The organism is Klebsiella sp. X13 (assembly GCF_003323835.1).
GTDB classification, from domain to species: domain Bacteria; phylum Pseudomonadota; class Gammaproteobacteria; order Enterobacterales; family Enterobacteriaceae; genus Klebsiella; species Klebsiella ornithinolytica.
Genome location: NZ_CP030874.1, coordinates 5153664 through 5175005, shown reverse-complemented (window position 1 = coordinate 5175005; position 21342 = coordinate 5153664). Strand labels below are relative to the sequence as shown.

The 21342-nt window shown below is 53.3% G+C and carries 11 protein-coding genes, 6 tRNA genes, 3 rRNA genes and 1 pseudogene; 18 read left to right on the top strand and 3 right to left on the bottom strand.

Annotated elements, in window-relative coordinates; all coding sequences use genetic code 11:
- The first annotated feature begins 86 nt into the window (after positions 1–86).
- Entirely contained in the window at positions 87–1556 is a 1470-nt protein-coding gene (gene ubiD, locus DSD31_RS24690) for a 4-hydroxy-3-polyprenylbenzoate decarboxylase (protein WP_004869680.1), read from the top strand.
- A gap of 55 nt (positions 1557–1611) precedes the next feature.
- Positions 1612–2313 (top strand): NAD(P)H-flavin reductase, encoded by a 702-nt coding sequence (gene fre / locus DSD31_RS24685; protein ID WP_004869682.1) that lies wholly within the window; start codon positions 1612–1614, stop codon positions 2311–2313.
- Positions 2314–2608: 295 nt separating this feature from the next.
- Here the strand turns inward: fre and fadA are convergent, their stop codons facing one another.
- A complete protein-coding gene (gene fadA, locus DSD31_RS24680) occupies positions 2609–3772 on the bottom strand; it encodes an acetyl-CoA C-acyltransferase FadA (RefSeq protein ID WP_113991357.1) in 1164 nt (387 codons plus the stop codon).
- A 9-nt stretch (positions 3773–3781) separates the two neighbouring features.
- Positions 3782–5971, bottom strand: a complete 2190-nt coding sequence (fadB, locus tag DSD31_RS24675; RefSeq protein WP_004869686.1) for a fatty acid oxidation complex subunit alpha FadB — start codon at positions 5969–5971, stop codon at positions 3782–3784.
- Positions 5972–6162: 191 nt separating this feature from the next.
- Here fadB and pepQ point away from each other — a divergent pair, with 191 nt between their 5' ends.
- From pepQ to birA, 11 genes are all read left to right on the top strand, one after another.
- Entirely contained in the window at positions 6163–7494 is a 1332-nt protein-coding gene (pepQ, locus tag DSD31_RS24665; protein ID WP_004869689.1) for a Xaa-Pro dipeptidase, read from the top strand.
- Positions 7494–8108, top strand: a complete 615-nt coding sequence (locus DSD31_RS24660; protein WP_015585390.1) for an IMPACT family protein — start codon at positions 7494–7496, stop codon at positions 8106–8108. Before pepQ ends, DSD31_RS24660 begins: the two co-directional genes overlap by 1 nt.
- Positions 8109–8148: 40 nt before the next feature.
- The gene (trkH, locus tag DSD31_RS24655; protein WP_004119068.1) at positions 8149–9600 is read left to right on the top strand and encodes a Trk system potassium transporter TrkH; all 1452 of its coding nucleotides are present in this window, start codon (positions 8149–8151) and stop codon (positions 9598–9600) included.
- Positions 9601–9611: 11 nt separating this feature from the next.
- Positions 9612–10145: a menaquinone-dependent protoporphyrinogen IX dehydrogenase gene (gene hemG, locus DSD31_RS24650; RefSeq protein WP_032718488.1), complete on the top strand. Its 534-nt coding sequence runs from the start codon at positions 9612–9614 to the stop codon at positions 10143–10145.
- Between the two features lie 388 nt (positions 10146–10533).
- Positions 10534–12073: ribosomal RNA gene (locus DSD31_RS24645) — 16S ribosomal RNA — on the top strand.
- A gap of 71 nt (positions 12074–12144) precedes the next feature.
- Positions 12145–12221 (top strand) — tRNA-Ile (locus tag DSD31_RS24640).
- A 109-nt stretch (positions 12222–12330) separates the two neighbouring features.
- Positions 12331–12406 (top strand) — tRNA-Ala (locus DSD31_RS24635).
- A gap of 206 nt (positions 12407–12612) precedes the next feature.
- Positions 12613–15518 (top strand): 23S ribosomal RNA (locus DSD31_RS24630).
- A 93-nt stretch (positions 15519–15611) separates the two neighbouring features.
- Positions 15612–15727: ribosomal RNA gene (rrf, locus tag DSD31_RS24625) — 5S ribosomal RNA — on the top strand.
- The 16S, 23S and 5S rRNA genes sit together here with 2 tRNA genes alongside, the layout of an rRNA operon.
- A 232-nt stretch (positions 15728–15959) precedes the next feature.
- Positions 15960–16988, top strand: coding sequence for a UDP-N-acetylmuramate dehydrogenase (gene murB / locus DSD31_RS24620; RefSeq protein WP_015585389.1), 1029 nt, complete (start codon positions 15960–15962; stop codon positions 16986–16988).
- A complete protein-coding gene (birA, locus tag DSD31_RS24615; RefSeq protein WP_004118405.1) occupies positions 16985–17947 on the top strand; it encodes a bifunctional biotin--[acetyl-CoA-carboxylase] ligase/biotin operon repressor BirA in 963 nt (320 codons plus the stop codon). The genes murB and birA overlap by 4 nt, the downstream gene beginning before the upstream one ends.
- Before the next feature lie 47 nt (positions 17948–17994).
- On the opposite strand, the gene coaA is transcribed toward birA, so the two are convergent.
- Positions 17995–18945, bottom strand: coding sequence for a type I pantothenate kinase (coaA, locus tag DSD31_RS24610; RefSeq protein WP_015585388.1), 951 nt, complete (start codon positions 18943–18945; stop codon positions 17995–17997).
- A gap of 524 nt (positions 18946–19469) precedes the next feature.
- Here coaA and DSD31_RS24605 point away from each other — a divergent pair.
- From DSD31_RS24605 to tuf, 5 genes and pseudogenes are all read left to right on the top strand, one after another.
- Positions 19470–19545 (top strand) — tRNA-Thr (locus tag DSD31_RS24605).
- Positions 19546–19555: 10 nt separating this feature from the next.
- A tRNA-Tyr gene (locus DSD31_RS24600) sits at positions 19556–19640 on the top strand.
- A 119-nt stretch (positions 19641–19759) separates the two neighbouring features.
- Positions 19760–19834, top strand: a tRNA-Gly gene (locus tag DSD31_RS24595).
- Positions 19835–19839: 5 nt separating this feature from the next.
- A tRNA-Thr gene (locus DSD31_RS24590) sits at positions 19840–19915 on the top strand.
- 115 nt (positions 19916–20030) lie between these two features.
- A pseudogene (tuf, locus tag DSD31_RS24585) lies at positions 20031–21207 on the top strand (elongation factor Tu).
- Positions 21208–21342: the final 135 nt, after the last annotated feature.

Below are 21342 nucleotides of genomic sequence, written 5' to 3'. Positions count from 1 at the left end.
CTTTCACTCTAATTTAACAAAAGTACAGCATGGCGCTGGCGAACACCGTATAATCAGCCGCCTGTATAGAGGTTAATAATAACTCCATGAAATACCACGATCTACGCGACTTTCTGACATTACTGGAGCAGCAGGGCGAACTGAAAAGAATATCCCTGCCGGTCGATCCGCACCTTGAGATCACCGAAATTGCCGATCGCACTTTACGTGCCGGCGGCCCGGCCCTGCTTTTTGAAAACCCCAAAGGCTACACCATGCCCGTGTTGTGCAATCTGTTTGGCACTCCGCGCCGCGTCGCCATGGGAATGGGGCAGGAGGATGTCAGCTCGTTGCGTGAAGTGGGTAAGCTGCTGGCTTTTCTGAAAGAGCCGGAACCGCCGAAAGGCTTTCGCGATCTGTTCGATAAGCTGCCGCAGTTCAGGCAGGTCTTGAATATGCCGACAAAGCGCCTGCGCGGAGCACCCTGCCAGCAAAAGATCATTGAAGGCGACAACGTTGATTTGACGCGTATCCCGATCATGACCTGCTGGCCAGAAGATGCTGCCCCGCTGATTACCTGGGGACTGACGGTTACTCGCGGTCCGCATAAGGAACGGCAGAACCTGGGCATCTATCGCCAGCAGCTCATTGGTAAGAACAAGCTGATCATGCGCTGGCTCTCCCATCGCGGCGGCGCGCTGGATTTTCAGGAGTGGTGTGCGGCTCATCCGGACGAACGTTTTCCGGTTTCCGTGGCGCTGGGCGCTGACCCGGCGACCATCCTTGGGGCCGTCACTCCGGTTCCCGATACGCTGTCAGAGTATGCGTTTGCCGGCCTGCTACGCGGCACCAAAACGGAAGTGGTCAAGTGCATTTCCAACGATCTTGAAGTACCGGCCAGCGCGGAAATTGTGCTGGAAGGGTATATTGAGCCAGGTGAAATGGCACCGGAAGGGCCGTACGGCGATCATACCGGCTACTACAATGAAGTGGATAATTTCCCGGTATTTACGGTTACGCATATCACTCAGCGTGAAGATGCGATTTATCATTCAACGTATACCGGACGCCCGCCGGATGAACCTGCGGTCCTGGGCGTCGCGCTGAACGAAGTCTTCGTGCCGATTCTGCAAAAGCAGTTCCCTGAAATTGTTGATTTCTACCTGCCGCCGGAAGGTTGCTCTTATCGTCTGGCCGTGGTCACGATGAAGAAACAGTACGCCGGACATGCCAAGCGCGTCATGATGGGCGTGTGGTCATTCCTGCGCCAGTTTATGTACACCAAGTTCGTGATCGTCTGCGATGATGACGTTAATGCACGCGACTGGAACGACGTGATCTGGGCGATTACTACCCGAATGGACCCGGCTCGTGATACGGTACTGGTAGAAAATACGCCGATCGATTATCTGGATTTTGCCTCGCCGGTTTCCGGCCTGGGTTCAAAAATGGGGCTGGATGCCACAAATAAATGGCCAGGCGAAACCCAGCGTGAATGGGGTCGTCCTATTAAGAAGGATCCTGAGGTGACGGCGCGCGTTGACGCCATCTGGGATGAGCTGGCTATCTTTAAATAACAGTAAGCGGGGCTAACGCCGCTGTTTTGCTCTATAGACCCGACAGAGGGGACGCATGACAACCTTAAGCTGTAAAGTGACCTCGGTGGAGGCAATTACCGATACCGTGTATCGCGTTCGATTAGTGCCGGAAGCGGCGTTTTCTTTCCGCGCTGGTCAATATTTGATGGTGGTAATGGACGAGCGTGACAAGCGTCCGTTCTCCATGGCTTCCACTCCGGCGGAGCAGGAATGTATTGAACTGCATATCGGCGCCTCTGAGCTCAACCTGTATGCGATGGCGGTGATGGATCGCATTCTGAAAGAGCGCGAGATCGAGGTTGATATTCCGCATGGTGAGGCCTGGCTGCGTGAGGACGAAGATCGTCCGCTCATTCTCATCGCCGGAGGAACCGGGTTCTCCTATGTGCGTTCCATTCTGCTCACGGCGCTGGCTCGTAACCCGAACCGCGATATCGCAGTGTACTGGGGCGGTCGCGAAGCGAAACATCTCTACGATCTGGCAGAGCTGGAAGCGCTGAGCGTGGAGCACCCGGGTCTGCGTGTTGAGCCGGTGGTGGAACAGCCGGAAGAAGAGTGGCGTGGGCGCTCTGGCACCGTGTTGACCGCGGTACTGCAGGACTATGGCACTCTGGCAGAGCATGATATTTATATTGCCGGCCGCTTCGAAATGGCAAAAATTGCCCGTGAGCTGTTCTGCAATGAGCGCAATGCCCGCGAAGATCGCCTGTTTGGCGATGCGTTTGCCTTTATCTGATTCTCATGCCCTCTTTTTCAGGGAGAGGGAAGAGAACGGCAGAAATAAAAAACCCGCCCCTGACAGGCGGGAAAAACGGCAACTAAACCCCCTCTCTTCGCCATGGTCACCATAACTGCGTTGGCTGCGCTTATTCACCCGAATCACTGACGGTGGGTAAGTTCATCGGGATGAATAAGGGACATCCGCGTCCCTCACCAAAGGCAGCCTTCGGCTGTTCAAATTCGTTCCTGACGAATTGGCCATTCGCTTGCCGCCTTGTTCTGGCACCCATGGTTTTGAGATAACTCTTTAATCAAATACGCTCGAATACCGTCGCAATGCCCTGACCTAAACCAATACACATGGTAGCCAGACCGAACTGTGCGTCTTTACGCTCCATCTGGTTAATCAAGGTTGTACTGATACGTGCGCCGGAGCAGCCAAGCGGGTGACCCAGGGCAATCGCGCCGCCGTTGAGATTGATCTTCTCGTCGATCTGCTCCACCAGGCCAAGATCTTTAATGCACGGCAGGATCTGCGCGGCAAAGGCCTCATTCATTTCAAAAACGTCGATATCGCTGGTAGCCAGTCCGGCCTTTTTCAGCGCCAGCTTTGATGCCGGTACCGGACCATAACCCATAATCGATGGGTCACAGCCGACCACCGCCATGGAGCGCACGCGAGCGCGCGGTTTCAGCCCCAGTTCGCGGGCACGGCTTTCGCTCATTAATAACATGGCGGCTGCGCCGTCGGAGAGCGCGGATGAAGTTCCTGCCGTGACGGTGCCGGTCACCGGGTCGAATGCGGGTCTTAATGCAGCCAGCGCTTCCACGGTCGTTTCCGGGCGGATCACTTCGTCATAGTTAAATGACTTCAGCACGCCGTCGGCATCATGGCCGCCTGTCGGAATGATTTCCGCTTTAAATGCGCCGGACTGCGTTGCCGCCCATGCGCGAGCGTGGGAACGCGCGGCGAACTGGTCCTGCATTTCCCGGCTGATGCCGTGCAGACGCGCCAGCATTTCGGCGGTCAACCCCATCATACCGGCCGCTTTTGCCACGTTACGACTCAGACCCGGGTGAAAATCCACGCCATGGCTCATCGGGACGTGGCCCATATGCTCCACGCCGCCAATCAGGCAGACGCTGGCGTCGCCGGTCATGATCATGCGCGCCGCATCGTGCAGCGCCTGCATCGATGAACCGCACAGGCGGTTGACCGTCGTGGCCGGTACCGAATGCGGAATCTCGGCCAGCAGCGCGGCGTTACGCGCAATGTTGAAACCTTGCTCCAGCGTTTGCTGTACGCAGCCCCAGTAAATATCGTCAATCGCGGCCGGATCAAGCGACGGGTTACGCGACAGCAGGCTACGCATCAGGTGCGCAGAGAGGTCTTCCGCGCGCACGTGGCGAAAGGCGCCGCCCTTCGAACGGCCCATCGGGGTGCGAACTGCATCAACAATGACAACCTGTTCCATTGTGACTCCTTAAGCCGTTTTCAGAACGCCCGCCGGGCGGGCTGGTTCTACCGGGGGATAATAGGGTTCGTTATGGCGTGCTTTATTACGCAGTCCTTCCGGCACTTCATACAGCGGACCGAGGTGCTGGTACTGCTGCGCCATATCGAGATATTTTGCGCTGCCCAGGGTATCCAGCCAGCGGAATGCGCCGCCGTGGAACGGAGGGAAGCCGAGACCATAAACCAGCGCCATATCCGCTTCCGCCGGGCTGGCGATAATGCCTTCCTCCAGGCAGCGGACCACTTCGTTGACCATCGGAATCATCATCCGGGCGATAATCTCATCGTCGCTGAAGTCATGTTTTGGCTGACTGACTTCCGCCAGCAGGGCGTCGACGGCCGGGTCTTCTTCTTTCTTCGGTTTGCCTTTACTGTCTTCTTTATACCGCCAGAAGCCGAGACCGTTTTTCTGGCCGAAACGGCTGGCGTCGAACAGCGCGTCGATCGCGTCGCGATAATCTTTCTGCATGCGCTGCGGGAAGCCGGCGGCCATCACCGCCTGCGCGTGGTGTGCGGTGTCGATGCCGACCACGTCGAGCAGGTATGCCGGGCCCATTGGCCAGCCGAACAGTTTCTCCATCACCTTATCGACTTTGCGGAAGTCCGCGCCGTCGCGAAGTAGTTGGCTGAATCCCGCAAAGTAGGGGAACAGCACGCGGTTGACGAAGAAGCCGGGGCAATCGTTAACCACGATCGGCGTTTTGCCCATTTTGCTCGCCCAGGCCACGACTTTTGCGATGGTGTCATCTGAGGTTTTTTCCCCGCGAATCACTTCTACCAGCGGCATGCGATGCACCGGGTTAAAGAAGTGCATACCGCAGAAGTTTTCCGGACGTTTCAGGACGCTGGCCAGCTCACCGATTGGAATCGTTGAAGTGTTAGAAGCCAGAACCGTATCCGGGCGGACTTTCTCTTCGGTTTCCGCCAGCACGGCCTTTTTCACTTTCGGATTCTCGACGACGGCTTCGACCACGACATCTACGCGCTCAAAACCAGCATAATCGAGGGTCGGGTGAATCGTGCCAATAACGCCGGCCAGCTTCAGCCCATCGATTTTGCCGCGCTCAAGCTGCTTGTTGAGCAGCTTAGCGGCTTCGTTCATGCCGAGCGTCAGCGATTTGTCGTTAATGTCCTTCATGATCACCGGTACGCCTTTCCAGGCGGACTGATACGCGATACCGCCACCCATGATCCCGGCCCCCAGCACGGCGGCCTGTTTCGGCGTCTCAACGTTTTTGGTCAGCTTCTTCGCTTTGGCTTTGACATACTGATCGTTAAGGAAGATACCGACCAGTGCGCGGGCCTCTTTGGTGTGCGCCAGCGGGACAAAACTTTGGTTTTCCAGATTCAGCGCCTCTTCGCGGCCGAAACGAGCGGCCGCTTCGATGGTTTTTACCGCTGTTATCGGCGCCGGATAGTGTTTCCCGGCGGTCTGCGCCACCATGCCTTTGGCGATAGTGAAGCTCATGGCCGCTTCAATTTTACTGAGCTTCAATGGCTCCAGCTTCGGCTGGCGCTTCGCTTTCCAGTCCAGGTCGCCGTTAATGGCCTGACGCAGAATGGCGAGTGCGCCATCGCGCAGTTTCTCTGGTTTAACGATACCGTCGACGAGGCCGATTTTCAGCGCCTGATCGGCACTGACATCTTTCCCGGCGGCAATAATTTCCAGCGCGCTATCGGCGCCGAGCAGACGCGGCATTCGTACTGAGCCGCCAAAGCCCGGCATGATACCCAGTTTGGTTTCCGGCAGGCCGATACGCAGATCCGGCGTAGCCAGACGGTAGTCCGTCGCCAGCACGCACTCGCAGCCGCCGCCCAGCGCATAGCCGTTCACCGCAGAAATAGTCGGTACCGGTAAATCTTCCAGGCGGTTAAAGACGCTGTTGGCAAAATGGAGCCACTGGCTCAACTGCTCCTGTGGTACCAGGAACAGGGACAGAAATTCGGTGATGTCAGCGCCGACAATGAAGGCCGCTTTCCCGGAGCGCAGCAACAGCCCCTTAAGATCGTGTTGTTTTTCGAGTACGTCCAGCGCCTCACCGAGGCTGGCTACGGTTGCGGTATCGAGCTTGTTCACCGAGCCGGGAGCATCGAACACCAGTTCGGCAATGCCATCTTCCAGCCAGTCGAGGTACAGGTTGTCGCCTTTGTAGAGCATGTCAGTCTCCTGAATCCAGCAATGTGATCTGGTCGTACCAGATGCAACGGAGTGTGGGATTTATGTTAAAGAATTGCAAATGAGTCTTTAAATAAATGCTGGTCTGATCACACCTGGCGGAAATCACCCTGCCCGGGGCCGATGTGCTAAGATGCGGGGAATTACGATCGAATAAAAGCAAAGGATGAAAGATGGAATCACTAGCCGCGCTCTATAAAAATCATATCGTTACCCTACAAGAACGTACCCGTGATGCTTTAGCTCGTTTTAACCTTGATGCGTTGCTGATTCACTCCGGTGAGCTGGTCAATGTCTTCCTGGACGATCATCCGTACCCGTTTAAGGTCAACCCGCAATTTAAATCCTGGGTCCCGGTGACGCAGGTGCCCAACTGCTGGCTGCTGGTTGATGGCGTCAACAAACCGAAACTGTGGTTCTACCTGCCGGTTGATTACTGGCATAACGTTGAACCGCTGCCGACCTCGTTCTGGACGGAAGAGGTTGAAGTGATTGCCCTGCCGAAAGCCGACGGTATTGGCAGCCAGCTGCCTGCGGCGCGCGGCAATATCGCCTATATCGGGCCGGTGCCGGAGCGTGCGCTTGGTCTGGAGATCGCTGCCAGTCATATCAACCCGAAAGGGGTGATTGATTTCCTGCACTACTATCGTTCCTTTAAGACCGATTATGAGTTGGCCTGCATGCGCGAAGCGCAGAAGTCGGCGGTTAACGGGCATCGCGCGGCCCATGAAGCATTCCTCTCAGGAATGAGCGAATTCGATATCAACCAGGCGTATCTGACGGCTACCGGTCATCGCGACACCGATGTGCCTTACAGCAATATCGTGGCGCTTAACGAACATGCCTCTGTACTGCATTACACCAAACTGGATCATCGTGCGCCGGCAGAAGCGCGCAGCTTCTTACTGGATGCCGGAGCGGAATATAACGGCTATGCGGCAGACCTGACGCGTACCTGGGCGGCACACGGCGATAATGACTTTGCCCATTTGATTAAAGACGTTAACGATGAGCAGCTGGCTCTGATTAGCACGATGAAGGCTGGAAAAAGCTATGTGGATTACCACATCCAGTTCCACCAACGCATTGCTAAACTGTTGCGTAAGCACCAGATCGTGACCGACATGAGCGAAGAGGCCATGGTTGAAAACGATCTGACCGGACCGTTTATGCCGCACGGTATTGGCCATCCGCTGGGCCTGCAGGTCCATGATGTGGCCGGTTTCATGCAGGATGATACCGGTACCCATCTGGCGGCGCCGTCGAAGTATCCCTATCTGCGCTGCACGCGTATTTTGCAGCCGCGTATGGTGCTGACCATCGAGCCGGGCATCTACTTTATTGAATCTCTGCTGGCGCCGTGGCGTGAAGGGCAGTTTAGCAAACACTTCAACTGGCAAAAAATTGAAGCATTGAAGCCGTTTGGCGGCATCCGTATTGAAGATAACGTCGTCATCCACGAAAACAGTGTTGAAAATATGACGCGTGACCTGAAACTGGCGTAATGGAAAGCTGGTTGATACCGGCCGCGCCGGTGACTTTTGTCGAAGAGATCAAAAAAAGTCGTTTTATCACGCTGTTGGCACATACTGACGGCGTGGTAGCGGCAAAGGCGTTTGTTGAGTCCGTCAGGGCGGAGCACCCTGACGCCCGTCATCATTGTGTGGCGTGGGTGGCCGGGCCACCCAATGACTCTCAACAGCTGGGTTTTTCTGACGATGGCGAACCGGCAGGCACCGCGGGTAAACCTATGCTGGCGCAGCTGATGGGCAGCGGCGTCGGCGAGATAACGGCCGTCGTGGTACGCTACTACGGCGGTATTTTACTTGGTACCGGCGGTCTGGTTAAAGCGTATGGCGGCGGCGTCCATCAGGCGCTTGCCGGGCTGACAACGCAGCGCAAGACGCCGTTGACCGCATATACTTTGCAGTGTGAGTACGGGCAGTTAGCCGGAGTTGAAACGCTGTTGGCTCAGTTCTCAGGACAAATTGTCGCCAGTGACTATCAGGCCTCCGTCCAGCTTCGTGTGGCGCTTCCGCAAGCTGAAGTGGCGTCTTTTTCGACAAAACTGGCTGATTTTAGTCGTGGTTCGTTGCAATTACTGAAGATTGACGAATAATCCCCACCTGATTTTTTGCATACCAAAGGAAGCGCCAGAGATGCATTTTCGCGCCATAACCCGAATCGTTGGACTGTTGGTCATTTTGTTTTCGGGGACGATGATCCTTCCGGGATTAGTGGCCCTGATATACCGCGATGGCGCGGGGCGGGCGTTTACCCAGACCTTTTTTGTCGCGCTGGCGATAGGCTCTTTATTATGGTGGCCGAACCGCCGTGAAAAGGGCGAACTGAAATCCCGCGAGGGCTTTCTGATTGTCGTCCTCTTCTGGACCGTGCTGGGCAGCGTCGGTGCGCTACCGTTTATTTTCGCCGAACAACCGAATCTGACGATAACAGATGCGTTTTTTGAGTCATTCTCAGGCCTGACTACGACCGGCGCCACCACGCTGGTGGGGTTGGACTCTTTACCACATGCCATCCTCTTTTATCGACAGATGCTGCAGTGGTTTGGCGGTATGGGGATCATTGTGTTGGCAGTAGCAATACTGCCGATACTGGGCGTCGGTGGGATGCAGTTGTATCGGGCGGAAATGCCGGGGCCACTGAAGGACAATAAGATGCGCCCGCGTATCGCCGAGACGGCCAAAACGCTGTGGCTTATCTACGTGCTGTTGACGGTCGCCTGTGCGCTTGCGCTCTGGTTCGCGGGTATGCCGGCATTTGATGCTATCGGTCACAGCTTTTCGACTATCGCGATTGGCGGCTTTTCTACGCATGACGCCAGCGTAGGGTATTTTAACAGTCCAACCATTAACACGATTATTGCGGTTTTCCTGCTGATCTCAGGCTGTAACTATGGCCTCCATTTTTCATTGCTCAGCGGGCGCAGTCTGAAGGTGTACTGGCGCGATCCTGAATTCCGCATGTTTATTGGTGTCCAACTGACGCTGGTGGTGATTTGTACGCTGGTGTTGTGGTTGCATGATGTGTATAGCTCGGCGCTGACGACGCTGAATCAGGCCTTCTTCCAGGTCGTCTCAATGGCGACGACCGCGGGCTTTACCACCGACAGTATCGCGCGCTGGCCGTTATTCCTGCCGGTGCTGCTATTGTGCTCGGCATTTATTGGCGGTTGTGCCGGGTCGACGGGCGGCGGGCTGAAGGTTATCCGTATACTGCTGTTGTTCAAACAGGGGAACCGGGAACTCAAGCGTCTGGTGCATCCGAATGCGGTATACAGTATTAAGTTAGGTAACCGTGCGCTGCCGGAACGTATTCTGGAGGCGGTGTGGGGATTCTTTTCTGCCTATGCGCTGGTGTTCATTATTAGCATGCTGGCGATCATCGCGACCGGAGTGGATGACTTTTCTGCTTTCGCCTCGGTTGTGGCAACGTTAAACAACCTCGGGCCAGGACTTGGCGTAGTGGCGGACAACTTCGCGACAATGAACCCGGTCGCGAAATGGATCTTGATTGCTAATATGCTGTTTGGTCGTCTGGAAGTGTTCACCTTACTGGTGCTCTTTACCCCCACTTTCTGGCGTGAATAACAGGAGTGCTTGTGAAAACGTTGATATTATTCTCTACCCGCGACGGGCAGACGCGTGAAATTGCCTCCTTCCTGGCCTCTGAGCTGAAAGAGCTGGGTATCGATGCGGATACGGTTAATCTCAACCGTACTGAAGAGGTTGAATGGCGCCACTACGATCGCGTGGTGATTGGTGCATCGATTCGTTACGGACACTTTCATCCGGCGCTGGACCGTTTCGTGAAGAAACACCTGCAGTCGTTGAATGCGCTGCCGGGGGCGTTTTTCTCGGTGAACCTCGTGGCGCGTAAGCCGGAGAAGCGCACGCCGCAGACAAATAGCTATACGCGTAAGTTTCTGCTCAATTCACCATGGCAACCGCAGCGCAGCGCGGTGTTTGCCGGCGCGCTGCGCTACCCGCGCTATAGTTGGTACGATCGCGTCATGATTCGTCTGATAATGAAGATGACCGGCGGTGAAACGGATACCAGTAAAGAAGTTGTCTATACCGACTGGAAGCAGGTTGCCAATTTTGCGCGGGAAGTCGCACAAATGACGAGCAAATAGCCCATAAAATGGGCGTGATGGCGGGAATTTGAGCGGTTGAAAAGTTTTTTTAAAACAGGGCTTGTCAACGTCTCAGAACTCCCTATAATGCGCCTCCACTGACACGGAACAACGGCTTACAGGCCGCCGGGTTAGCGGGGTTCAGCGATGAACGCCGGCAGATAAAAGCAAAAATAAATGCTTGACTCTGAATGAGGAAAACGTATTATACGGGACCTCGCGACAGAGCGCTCAGCGCCGTCGCACTGCTCTTTAACAATTTATCAGACAATCTGTGTGGGCACTCAAAGTGACATGGATTCTTAACGTCCTCGGACGAAAAATGAATACCAAGTCTCTGAGTGAACACGTAATTCATTACGAAGTTTAATTCACGAGCATCAAACTTAAATTGAAGAGTTTGATCATGGCTCAGATTGAACGCTGGCGGCAGGCCTAACACATGCAAGTCGAGCGGTAGCACAGAGAGCTTGCTCTCGGGTGACGAGCGGCGGACGGGTGAGTAATGTCTGGGAAACTGCCTGATGGAGGGGGATAACTACTGGAAACGGTAGCTAATACCGCATAACGTCGCAAGACCAAAGTGGGGGACCTTCGGGCCTCATGCCATCAGATGTGCCCAGATGGGATTAGCTAGTAGGTGGGGTAATGGCTCACCTAGGCGACGATCCCTAGCTGGTCTGAGAGGATGACCAGCCACACTGGAACTGAGACACGGTCCAGACTCCTACGGGAGGCAGCAGTGGGGAATATTGCACAATGGGCGCAAGCCTGATGCAGCCATGCCGCGTGTATGAAGAAGGCCTTCGGGTTGTAAAGTACTTTCAGCGAGGAGGAAGGCGTTAAGGTTAATAACCTTGGCGATTGACGTTACTCGCAGAAGAAGCACCGGCTAACTCCGTGCCAGCAGCCGCGGTAATACGGAGGGTGCAAGCGTTAATCGGAATTACTGGGCGTAAAGCGCACGCAGGCGGTCTGTTAAGTCAGATGTGAAATCCCCGGGCTCAACCTGGGAACTGCATTTGAAACTGGCAGGCTTGAGTCTTGTAGAGGGGGGTAGAATTCCAGGTGTAGCGGTGAAATGCGTAGAGATCTGGAGGAATACCGGTGGCGAAGGCGGCCCCCTGGACAAAGACTGACGCTCAGGTGCGAAAGCGTGGGGAGCAAACAGGATTAGATACCCTGGTAGTCCACGCTGTAAACGATGTCGACTTGGAGGTTGTTCCCTTGAGGAGTGGCTTCCGGAGCTAACGCGTTAAGTCGACCGCCTGGGGAGTACGGCCGCAAGGTTAAAACTCAAATGAATTGACGGGGGCCCGCACAAGCGGTGGAGCATGTGGTTTAATTCGATGCAACGCGAAGAACCTTACCTACTCTTGACATCCAGAGAACTTAGCAGAGATGCTTTGGTGCCTTCGGGAACTCTGAGACAGGTGCTGCATGGCTGTCGTCAGCTCGTGTTGTGAAATGTTGGGTTAAGTCCCGCAACGAGCGCAACCCTTATCCTTTGTTGCCAGCGGTTCGGCCGGGAACTCAAAGGAGACTGCCAGTGATAAACTGGAGGAAGGTGGGGATGACGTCAAGTCATCATGGCCCTTACGAGTAGGGCTACACACGTGCTACAATGGCATATACAAAGAGAAGCGACCTCGCGAGAGCAAGCGGACCTCATAAAGTATGTCGTAGTCCGGATTGGAGTCTGCAACTCGACTCCATGAAGTCGGAATCGCTAGTAATCGTAGATCAGAATGCTACGGTGAATACGTTCCCGGGCCTTGTACACACCGCCCGTCACACCATGGGAGTGGGTTGCAAAAGAAGTAGGTAGCTTAACCTTCGGGAGGGCGCTTACCACTTTGTGATTCATGACTGGGGTGAAGTCGTAACAAGGTAACCGTAGGGGAACCTGCGGTTGGATCACCTCCTTACCTGAAAGAACCTGCCTTTGTAGTGCTCACACAGATTGTCTGATGAAAAATAAGCAGTAAAAAATCTCTGCAGGCTTGTAGCTCAGGTGGTTAGAGCGCACCCCTGATAAGGGTGAGGTCGGTGGTTCAAGTCCACTCAGGCCTACCAAATTCGCTACCGTGCTGCGTTATGGCGATGCTCACATACTTCAGTATGCTTCGTATCACCATGCCTTGCCCGATATCGAATTACGGTAAACAGAGAGAAACATTACGATGGGGTTATAGCTCAGCTGGGAGAGCGCCTGCCTTGCACGCAGGAGGTCTGCGGTTCGATCCCGCATAGCTCCACCATCCTTTACTGCTGCACAACAAGAAAACTTCAGAGTGTACCTGAAAAGGTATGCTGCGAAGTTTTGCTCTTTAAAAATCTGGATCAAGCTGAAAATTGAAACGACACACTGTTTCCTTTCTCCGTAATAAGAGAGGAAAAGCGGTGTGTTCGAGTCTCTCAAATTTTCGCAACGCGGACTGTTTTACGAAACAGTTTCGGGTTGTGAGGTTAAGCGACTAAGCGTACACGGTGGATGCCCTGGCAGTCAGAGGCGATGAAGGACGTGCTAATCTGCGATAAGCGTCGGTAAGGTGATATGAACCGTTATAACCGGCGATTTCCGAATGGGGAAACCCAGTGTGATTCGTCACACTATCGTTAAGTGAATACATAGCTTAACGAAGCGAACCGGGGGAACTGAAACATCTAAGTACCCCGAGGAAAAGAAATCAACCGAGATTCCCCCAGTAGCGGCGAGCGAACGGGGAGCAGCCCAGAACCTGAATCAGTTTGTGTGTTAGTGGAAGCGTCTGGAAAGTCGCAGGGTACAGGGTGATACTCCCGTACACTAAAATGCACATTCTGTGAGTTCGAAGAGTAGGGCGGGACACGTGGTATCCTGTCTGAATATGGGGGGACCATCCTCCAAGGCTAAATACTCCTGACTGACCGATAGTGAACCAGTACCGTGAGGGAAAGGCGAAAAGAACCCCGGCGAGGGGAGTGAAAAAGAACCTGAAACCGTGTACGTACAAGCAGTGGGAGCCTACTTGTTAGGTGACTGCGTACCTTTTGTATAATGGGTCAGCGACTTATATTCTGTAGCAAGGTTAACCGTATAGGGGAGCCGCAGGGAAACCGAGTCTTAACTGGGCGTTAAGTTGCAGGGTATAGACCCGAAACCCGGTGATCTAGCCATGGGCAGGTTGAAGGTTGGGTAACACTAACTGGAGGACCGAACCGACTAATGTTGAAAAATTAGCGGATGACTTGTGGCTGGGGGTGAAAGGCCAATCAAACCGGGAGATAGCTGGTTCTCCCCGAAAGCTATTTAGGTAGCGCCTCGTGAACTCATCTTCGGGGGTAGAGCACTGTTTCGGCTAGGGGGTCATCCCGACTTACCAACCCGATGCAAACTACGAATACCGAAGAATGTTATCACGGGAGACACACGGCGGGTGCTAACGTCCGTCGTGAAGAGGGAAACAACCCAGACCGCCAGCTAAGGTCCCAAAGTCATGGTTAAGTGGGAAACGATGTGGGAAGGCACAGACAGCCAGGATGTTGGCTTAGAAGCAGCCATCATTTAAAGAAAGCGTAATAGCTCACTGGTCGAGTCGGCCTGCGCGGAAGATGTAACGGGGCTAAACCATGCACCGAAGCTGCGGCAGCGACACTATGTGTTGTTGGGTAGGGGAGCGTTCTGTAAGCCGTTGAAGGTGGCCTGTGAGGGTTGCTGGAGGTATCAGAAGTGCGAATGCTGACATAAGTAACGATAAAGCGGGTGAAAAGCCCGCTCGCCGGAAGACCAAGGGTTCCTGTCCAACGTTAATCGGGGCAGGGTGAGTCGACCCCTAAGGCGAGGCCGAAAGGCGTAGTCGATGGGAAACAGGTTAATATTCCTGTACTCGGTGTTACTGCGAAGGGGGGACGGAGAAGGCTATGTTAGCCGGGCGACGGTTGTCCCGGTTTAAGCATGTAGGCGGGAAGTTTAGGTAAATCCGGACTTCTGTTAACGCTGAGGTGTGATGACGAGGCACTACGGTGCTGAAGTAACAAATGCCCTGCTTCCAGGAAAAGCCTCTAAGCATCAGGTAACAACGAATCGTACCCCAAACCGACACAGGTGGTCAGGTAGAGAATACCAAGGCGCTTGAGAGAACTCGGGTGAAGGAACTAGGCAAAATGGTGCCGTAACTTCGGGAGAAGGCACGCTGATGGTAGGTGAAGTGACTTGCTCATGGAGCTGAAATCAGTCGAAGATACCAGCTGGCTGCAACTGTTTATTAAAAACACAGCACTGTGCAAACACGAAAGTGGACGTATACGGTGTGACGCCTGCCCGGTGCCGGAAGGTTAATTGATGGGGTTATCCGTAAGGAGAAGCTCTTGATCGAAGCCCCGGTAAACGGCGGCCGTAACTATAACGGTCCTAAGGTAGCGAAATTCCTTGTCGGGTAAGTTCCGACCTGCACGAATGGCGTAATGATGGCCAGGCTGTCTCCACCCGAGACTCAGTGAAATTGAACTCGCTGTGAAGATGCAGTGTACCCGCGGCAAGACGGAAAGACCCCGTGAACCTTTACTATAGCTTGACACTGAACATTGAGCCTTGATGTGTAGGATAGGTGGGAGGCTTTGAAGTGTGGACGCCAGTCTGCATGGAGCCAACCTTGAAATACCACCCTTTAATGTTTGATGTTCTAACGTAGACCCGTGATCCGGGTTGCGGACAGTGTCTGGTGGGTAGTTTGACTGGGGCGGTCTCCTCCCAAAGAGTAACGGAGGAGCACGAAGGTTAGCTAATCCTGGTCGGACATCAGGAGGTTAGTGCAATGGCATAAGCTAGCTTGACTGCGAGCGTGACGGCGCGAGCAGGTGCGAAAGCAGGTCATAGTGATCCGGTGGTTCTGAATGGAAGGGCCATCGCTCAACGGATAAAAGGTACTCCGGGGATAACAGGCTGATACCGCCCAAGAGTTCATATCGACGGCGGTGTTTGGCACCTCGATGTCGGCTCATCACATCCTGGGGCTGAAGTAGGTCCCAAGGGTATGGCTGTTCGCCATTTAAAGTGGTACGCGAGCTGGGTTTAGAACGTCGTGAGACAGTTCGGTCCCTATCTGCCGTGGGCGCTGGAGAATTGAGGGGGGCTGCTCCTAGTACGAGAGGACCGGAGTGGACGCATCACTGGTGTTCGGGTTGTCATGCCAATGGCATTGCCCGGTAGCTAAATGCGGAAAAGATAAGTGCTGAAAGCATCTAAGCACGAAACTTGCCCCGAGATGAGTTCTCCCTGACTCCTTGAGAGTCCTGAAGGAACGTTGAAGACGACGACGTTGATAGGTCGGGTGTGTAAGCGTAGCGATACGTTGAGCTAACCGATACTAATGAACCGTGAGGCTTAACCTTACAACGCCGAAGCTGTTTTGGCGAAGAGACGAAATGTTCAGCTTGATTACAGATTAAATCATCACGCAGGAATGCGGGGTGAAACAGAATTTGCCTGGCGGCGATAGCGCGGTGGTCCCACCTGACCCCATGCCGAACTCAGAAGTGAAACGCCGTAGCGCCGATGGTAGTGTGGGGTCTCCCCATGTGAGAGTAGGGAACTGCCAGGCATCAAACACGCGAAGAAACCTCATGCGAAAGCATGGGGTTTTTTGTTTGTCTGCTGTTTGCCATAAACGGCCAGGCATCAAATCAGTCAGAAGCCCGTCCTCACGGACGGGCTTTTTGCGTCTTTATCCATGAAAAACTAAAACATCCTGAATAGCCGCCTGGCCGCAATCAAGCAAGCCTTCCCCCAGCAGATACGGTAAACTAGTGCAGATTTTGCATCAGGAAGCCACTATGAATCACTCCCTCAAACCCTGGAACACCTTTGGCATTGACCGCATGGCCAAAGCGATTGTACGTGCTGAAAATGAACAGCAGCTATTGTCCGCATGGCAACAGGCCACTGCAGAGGATCAGCCCGTTTTGATCCTTGGTGAAGGGAGCAACGTACTCTTCCTGAAGGATTATGCCGGTACGGTGATAATCAACCGCATTATGGGAATTGAGGTCACGGAAACGCCTGATGCCTGGCATCTACACGTTGGCGCCGGAGAAAACTGGCATCAACTGGTGCAGTTTACGCTGGATAATGACATGCCGGGTCTGGAAAACCTCGCCTTGATTCCTGGGTGTGCAGGCTCTTCCCCAATTCAGAATATCGGCGCATATGGCGTCGAGCTACAGCGTGTTTGCCAGTATGTTGATTGTATCGAGCTGGCAACTGGCCATAAGCAGCGTCTTTCTGCGAGTGAATGCCGTTTTGGCTATCGTGACAGTATTTTCAAACATGAATACCAGGATCGCTTTGCCATCGTTGCGGTAGGTCTCCGCCTGACAAAGGTCTGGGATCCGATATTAACCTACGGTGACCTGACCCGCCTTGACCGACAGACCGTGACTCCGCGTCAGGTGTTTGACGCCGTTTGTCATATGCGAATGACTAAGCTCCCTGATCCGAAGGTGAGTGGAAATGCCGGCAGTTTCTTTAAAAATCCGGTGATTGATGCCGGGAAAGGGCAGACGCTACTGGCCATGTTCCCGAATGCTCCGCACTACCCGCAGGCAGATGGGCGTATAAAACTGGCCGCAGGCTGGCTAATCGATCAATGCCAGCTGAAAGGGAAAACCATCGGCGGGGCCGCGGTGCATCGTCAGCAGGCTTTAGTATTAATCAATGCTAATCAGGCAACCAGCGACGATGTCATTAAGCTGGCGCATTATGTCCGTCAGCAGGTAGGCGAGAAGTTCAATGTCTGGCTCCAGCCGGAAGTCCGCTTTATTGGCGCAACCGGTGAAGTGAATGCCGAGGAGGCTATTGCATGAGAGATAATACAATCCCCCTGACATTGATATCAATTTTAGCGGATGGCGAATTTCATTCCGGAGAGCAACTTGGCGAGCGTCTGGGAATGAGTCGGGCGGCAATCAATAAACATATTCAGACTCTCCGCGACTGGGGAGTTGATGTGTTCACCGTCCCAGGAAAAGGTTACAGCCTGCCAGAGCCGATCCAGCTATTAGATGAACAGCGAATCGCTGCACAGATCGAACATGGACGGGTAACAGTGCTTCCCGTTATTGACTCGACGAACCAGTATTTGCTGGATCGTCTTAATGAATTGCAATCCGGCGATGCCTGTGTTGCTGAATATCAGCAGGCCGGCCGTGGTCGTCGAGGGCGCAAGTGGTTTTCTCCCTTTGGCGCAAACCTCTATCTCTCGATGTACTGGCGGCTTGAGCAAGGGCCCGCTGCCGCAGTGGGATTGAGTCTGGTCATCGGGATTGTTATTGCAGAAGTGCTCCAGAGCCTGGGGGCTGATAAAGTTCGGGTGAAGTGGCCAAATGACCTCTATCTTCAGGATCGTAAACTGTCAGGTATTTTGGTTGAGCTGACGGGAAAAACCGGCGATGCGGCACAGATAGTCAGCGGGGCGGGGATCAACCTGGCCATGCGTCACGTCGAGTCAGATGTCGTAAACCAGGGATGGATTAGCTTGCAGGAAGCTGGCGTATCGATCGATCGTAATACGCTGGCCGCGCGCCTGATTAAAGAGCTTCGTGCGGGCCTGCAGCTCTTTGAGCAGGATGGCCTGGCGCCTTATCTGACGCGTTGGGAGAAATTAGATAACTTCCTCAACCGCCCGGTGAAGCTTATTATTGGCGATAAAGAAATATTTGGTATTTCGCGCGGTATCGATACTCAGGGCGCGTTATTGCTTGAGCAGGATGGCGTGATAAAACCCTGGGTTGGTGGTGAGATATCATTGCGCAGTGCAGAATAAACTGAATAAAAAGGGAGCCCAGGCTCCCTTTTTATTTTCTGTAATCGTTATTTCCGTAACCGAACCTGATCAACGGAGTGATTAGCACTTTTCGTCATGATAAGACTGGCTCGTTCACGAGTTGGTAATATGTTTTCTTTTAAATTCAGCAGGTTAATCTCATTCCATAATGAGGTGGCAATGTTCACAGCTTCGTCTTTGGAAAGCTTTGCGTAATTATGGAAATAAGAGTCCGGGTCAGTAAAAGCCCCTTCACGGAATTTTAAGAAGCGGTTGATATACCATGTTTTTAGCAACTCTTCGGGCGCATCAACATATATCGAAAAGTCAACGAAGTCAGATACAAATACGTGGTGCGGATCATGAGGATAATCCATCCCGCTTTGTAAAACATTTAATCCTTCCAGAATCAAAATGTCCGGCTGCGCGACGGTTTTATCTCCATCGGGGATCACATCATAAATCAGATGCGAATAAACCGGAGCGGTAGCGTTAGGGATACCGGATTTCAGGTCGGAGACGAACTTGACCAGACGATGCATATCATAGGATTGCGGGAAGCCTTTCTTCTTCATCAGCCCGCGTTCTTTCAATACGGCGTTAGGATGCAAGAAGCCATCGGTCGTTATCAATTCAACATGACGATGTTCCGGCCAGCGGCTGAGCAGCGCCTGTAATACGCGCGCCGTTGTGCTTTTCCCTACCGCAACGCTCCCGGCAATACTGATGATATAGGGAATGCGTTGCCCGTTAGTTCCGAGGAATTGTTCCAGCACGGCCTGACGGCGCAAGTTAGAACTGATATAGAAATTAAGCAAACGCGACAGCGGCAAATAGATCTCGGCAACTTCTTCAAGAGAAAGATCTTCGTTGATGCCTTTTAACCGCGTGATTTCTTCCTCTGTCAGCGTCATCGGAACGGAATCACGAAGTGCAGCCCATTGGTTGCGGTTAAATTGTAGATAGGGTGTCATTAACGTCTGCTCTTTTTTGCTCATAAGCATGTTCTTAGCATCGCCGAATCAAATGCAGCGAGGGATGCTTCACACAAGTTAATCAGGACAATGGGCAGGAGGGTAACACCAGATTGCGAGGAATAATAAGAAAAAAACTCATCGGATAGTGCTTTCTAATGCAGACATCACAAGAGCGGGGTGCGCAGGTAATTACTAAACAGGTGAATAGAGCGCTCAGGTTACGTGAGCGATAAATGCCGCGGAAGGGAGTCGTCAGCGATGCAGCCAGGCGAAGCTGGAATATCTGCTTTGCGGGCTAAAAGATCGATTATCGTATGCAGAGGTGCTCAGGAAATCGCCCGGGAGGTCAAAAATGCCGGTCTTGAACAAAATATCCCGGGTCAGCGTACGATTTACGCTTAGGTAAATGCCGTTTTTTTGTGCTCCGTTGTTTGAAATTGCAACGATTTTCCTTGTTTGAGCACAAAATATGAGCAATGGAACATTTTATGCAATTTTTTAGTTGCATGAACTCGCAGGTCTCCCTAAAATGCGCGCTACTTGATGCCGACTTAGCTCAGTAGGTAGAGCAACTGACTTGTAATCAGTAGGTCACCAGTTCGATTCCGGTAGTCGGCACCATCAAGTGCCTGGTGGGGTTCCCGAGCGGCCAAAGGGAGCAGACTGTAAATCTGCCGTCATCGACTTCGAAGGTTCGAATCCTTCCCCCACCACCATCTTTCGGCAACGCTTTGCGGAGCCAGAGTTGCTTGGTTGAACTAATCAACTCAAACAGAAAAAGAGATAAGTCTCTTTTTTTTGTTATAGAAAGAACTGGGTAGCCGAGTTTCAGGATGCGGGCATCGTATAATGGCTATTACCTCAGCCTTCCAAGCTGATGATGCGGGTTCGATTCCCGCTGCCCGCTCCAGACGTGCTGATATGGCTCAGTTGGTAGAGCGCACCCTTGGTAAGGGTGAGGTCCCCAGTTCGACTCTGGGTATCAGCACCACTTCTTTATCTCTCCTTCCCTGTTTCTCTCTGTTTATTGCATTCAACAAGTCGGGCATGTTGCCCGGTTGATGTGGTGATATCACCGATTTATCCGTGTCTTAGAGGGACAATCGATGTCTAAAGAAAAGTTTGAACGTACAAAACCGCACGTTAACGTCGGTACTATCGGCCACGTTGACCATGGTAAAACAACGCTGACTGCTGCAATCACTACCGTTCTGGCTAAAACCTACGGTGGTTCTGCTCGCGCATTCGACCAGATCGATAACGCGCCGGAAGAGAAAGCTCGTGGTATCACCATCAACACTTCTCACGTTGAATATGACACCCCGACTCGCCACTACGCACACGTAGACTGCCCGGGCCACGCCGACTATGTTAAAAACATGATCACCGGTGCTGCTCAGATGGATGGCGCGATCCTGGTTGTTGCTGCGACTGACGGCCCGATGCCGCAGACTCGTGAGCACATCCTGCTGGGTCGTCAGGTAGGCGTTCCGTACATCATCGTGTTCCTGAACAAATGCGACATGGTTGATGACGAAGAGCTGCTGGAGCTGGTTGAAATGGAAGTCCGTGAGCTGCTGTCTCAGTACGACTTCCCGGGCGACGACACGCCGATCGTTCGTGGTTCCGCTCTGAAAGCGCTGGAAGGCGAAGCAGACTGGGAAGCGAAAATCATCGAACTGGCTGGCTACCTGGATTCTTACATCCCGGAACCAGAGCGTGCGATTGACAAGCCGTTCCTGCTGCCGATCGAAGACGTATTCTCCATCTCCGGTCGTGGTACCGTTGTTACCGGTCGTGTAGAGCGCGGTATCATCAAAGTGGGCGAAGAAGTTGAAATCGTTGGTATCAAAGAGACTGCGAAGTCTACCTGTACTGGCGTTGAAATGTTCCGCAAACTGCTGGACGAAGGCCGTGCTGGTGAGAACGTTGGTGTTCTGCTGCGTGGTATCAAACGTGAAGAAATCGAACGTGGTCAGGTACTGGCTATCTATCAAGCCGCACACCAAGTTCGAATCTGAAGTGTATATTCTGTCCAAAGACGAAGGCGGCCGTCATACTCCGTTCTTCAAAGGCTACCGTCCGCAGTTCTACTTCCGTACAACTGACGTGACTGGCACCATCGAACTGCCGGAAGGCGTAGAGATGGTAATGCCGGGCGACAACATCAAAATGGTTGTTACCCTGATTCACCCGATCGCGATGGACGATGGTCTGCGTTTCGCAATCCGTGAAGGCGGCCGTACCGTTGGCGCGGGCGTGGTAGCAAAAGTTCTCGGCTAATCGCTGATAACATTTGACGCAATGCGCAATAAAAGGGCATCATTTGATGCCCTTTTTGCACGCTTTCGAACCAGAACCTGGCTCATCAGTGATTTTTTTTGCCATAATCATTGCTGAGACAGGCTCTGTAGAGGG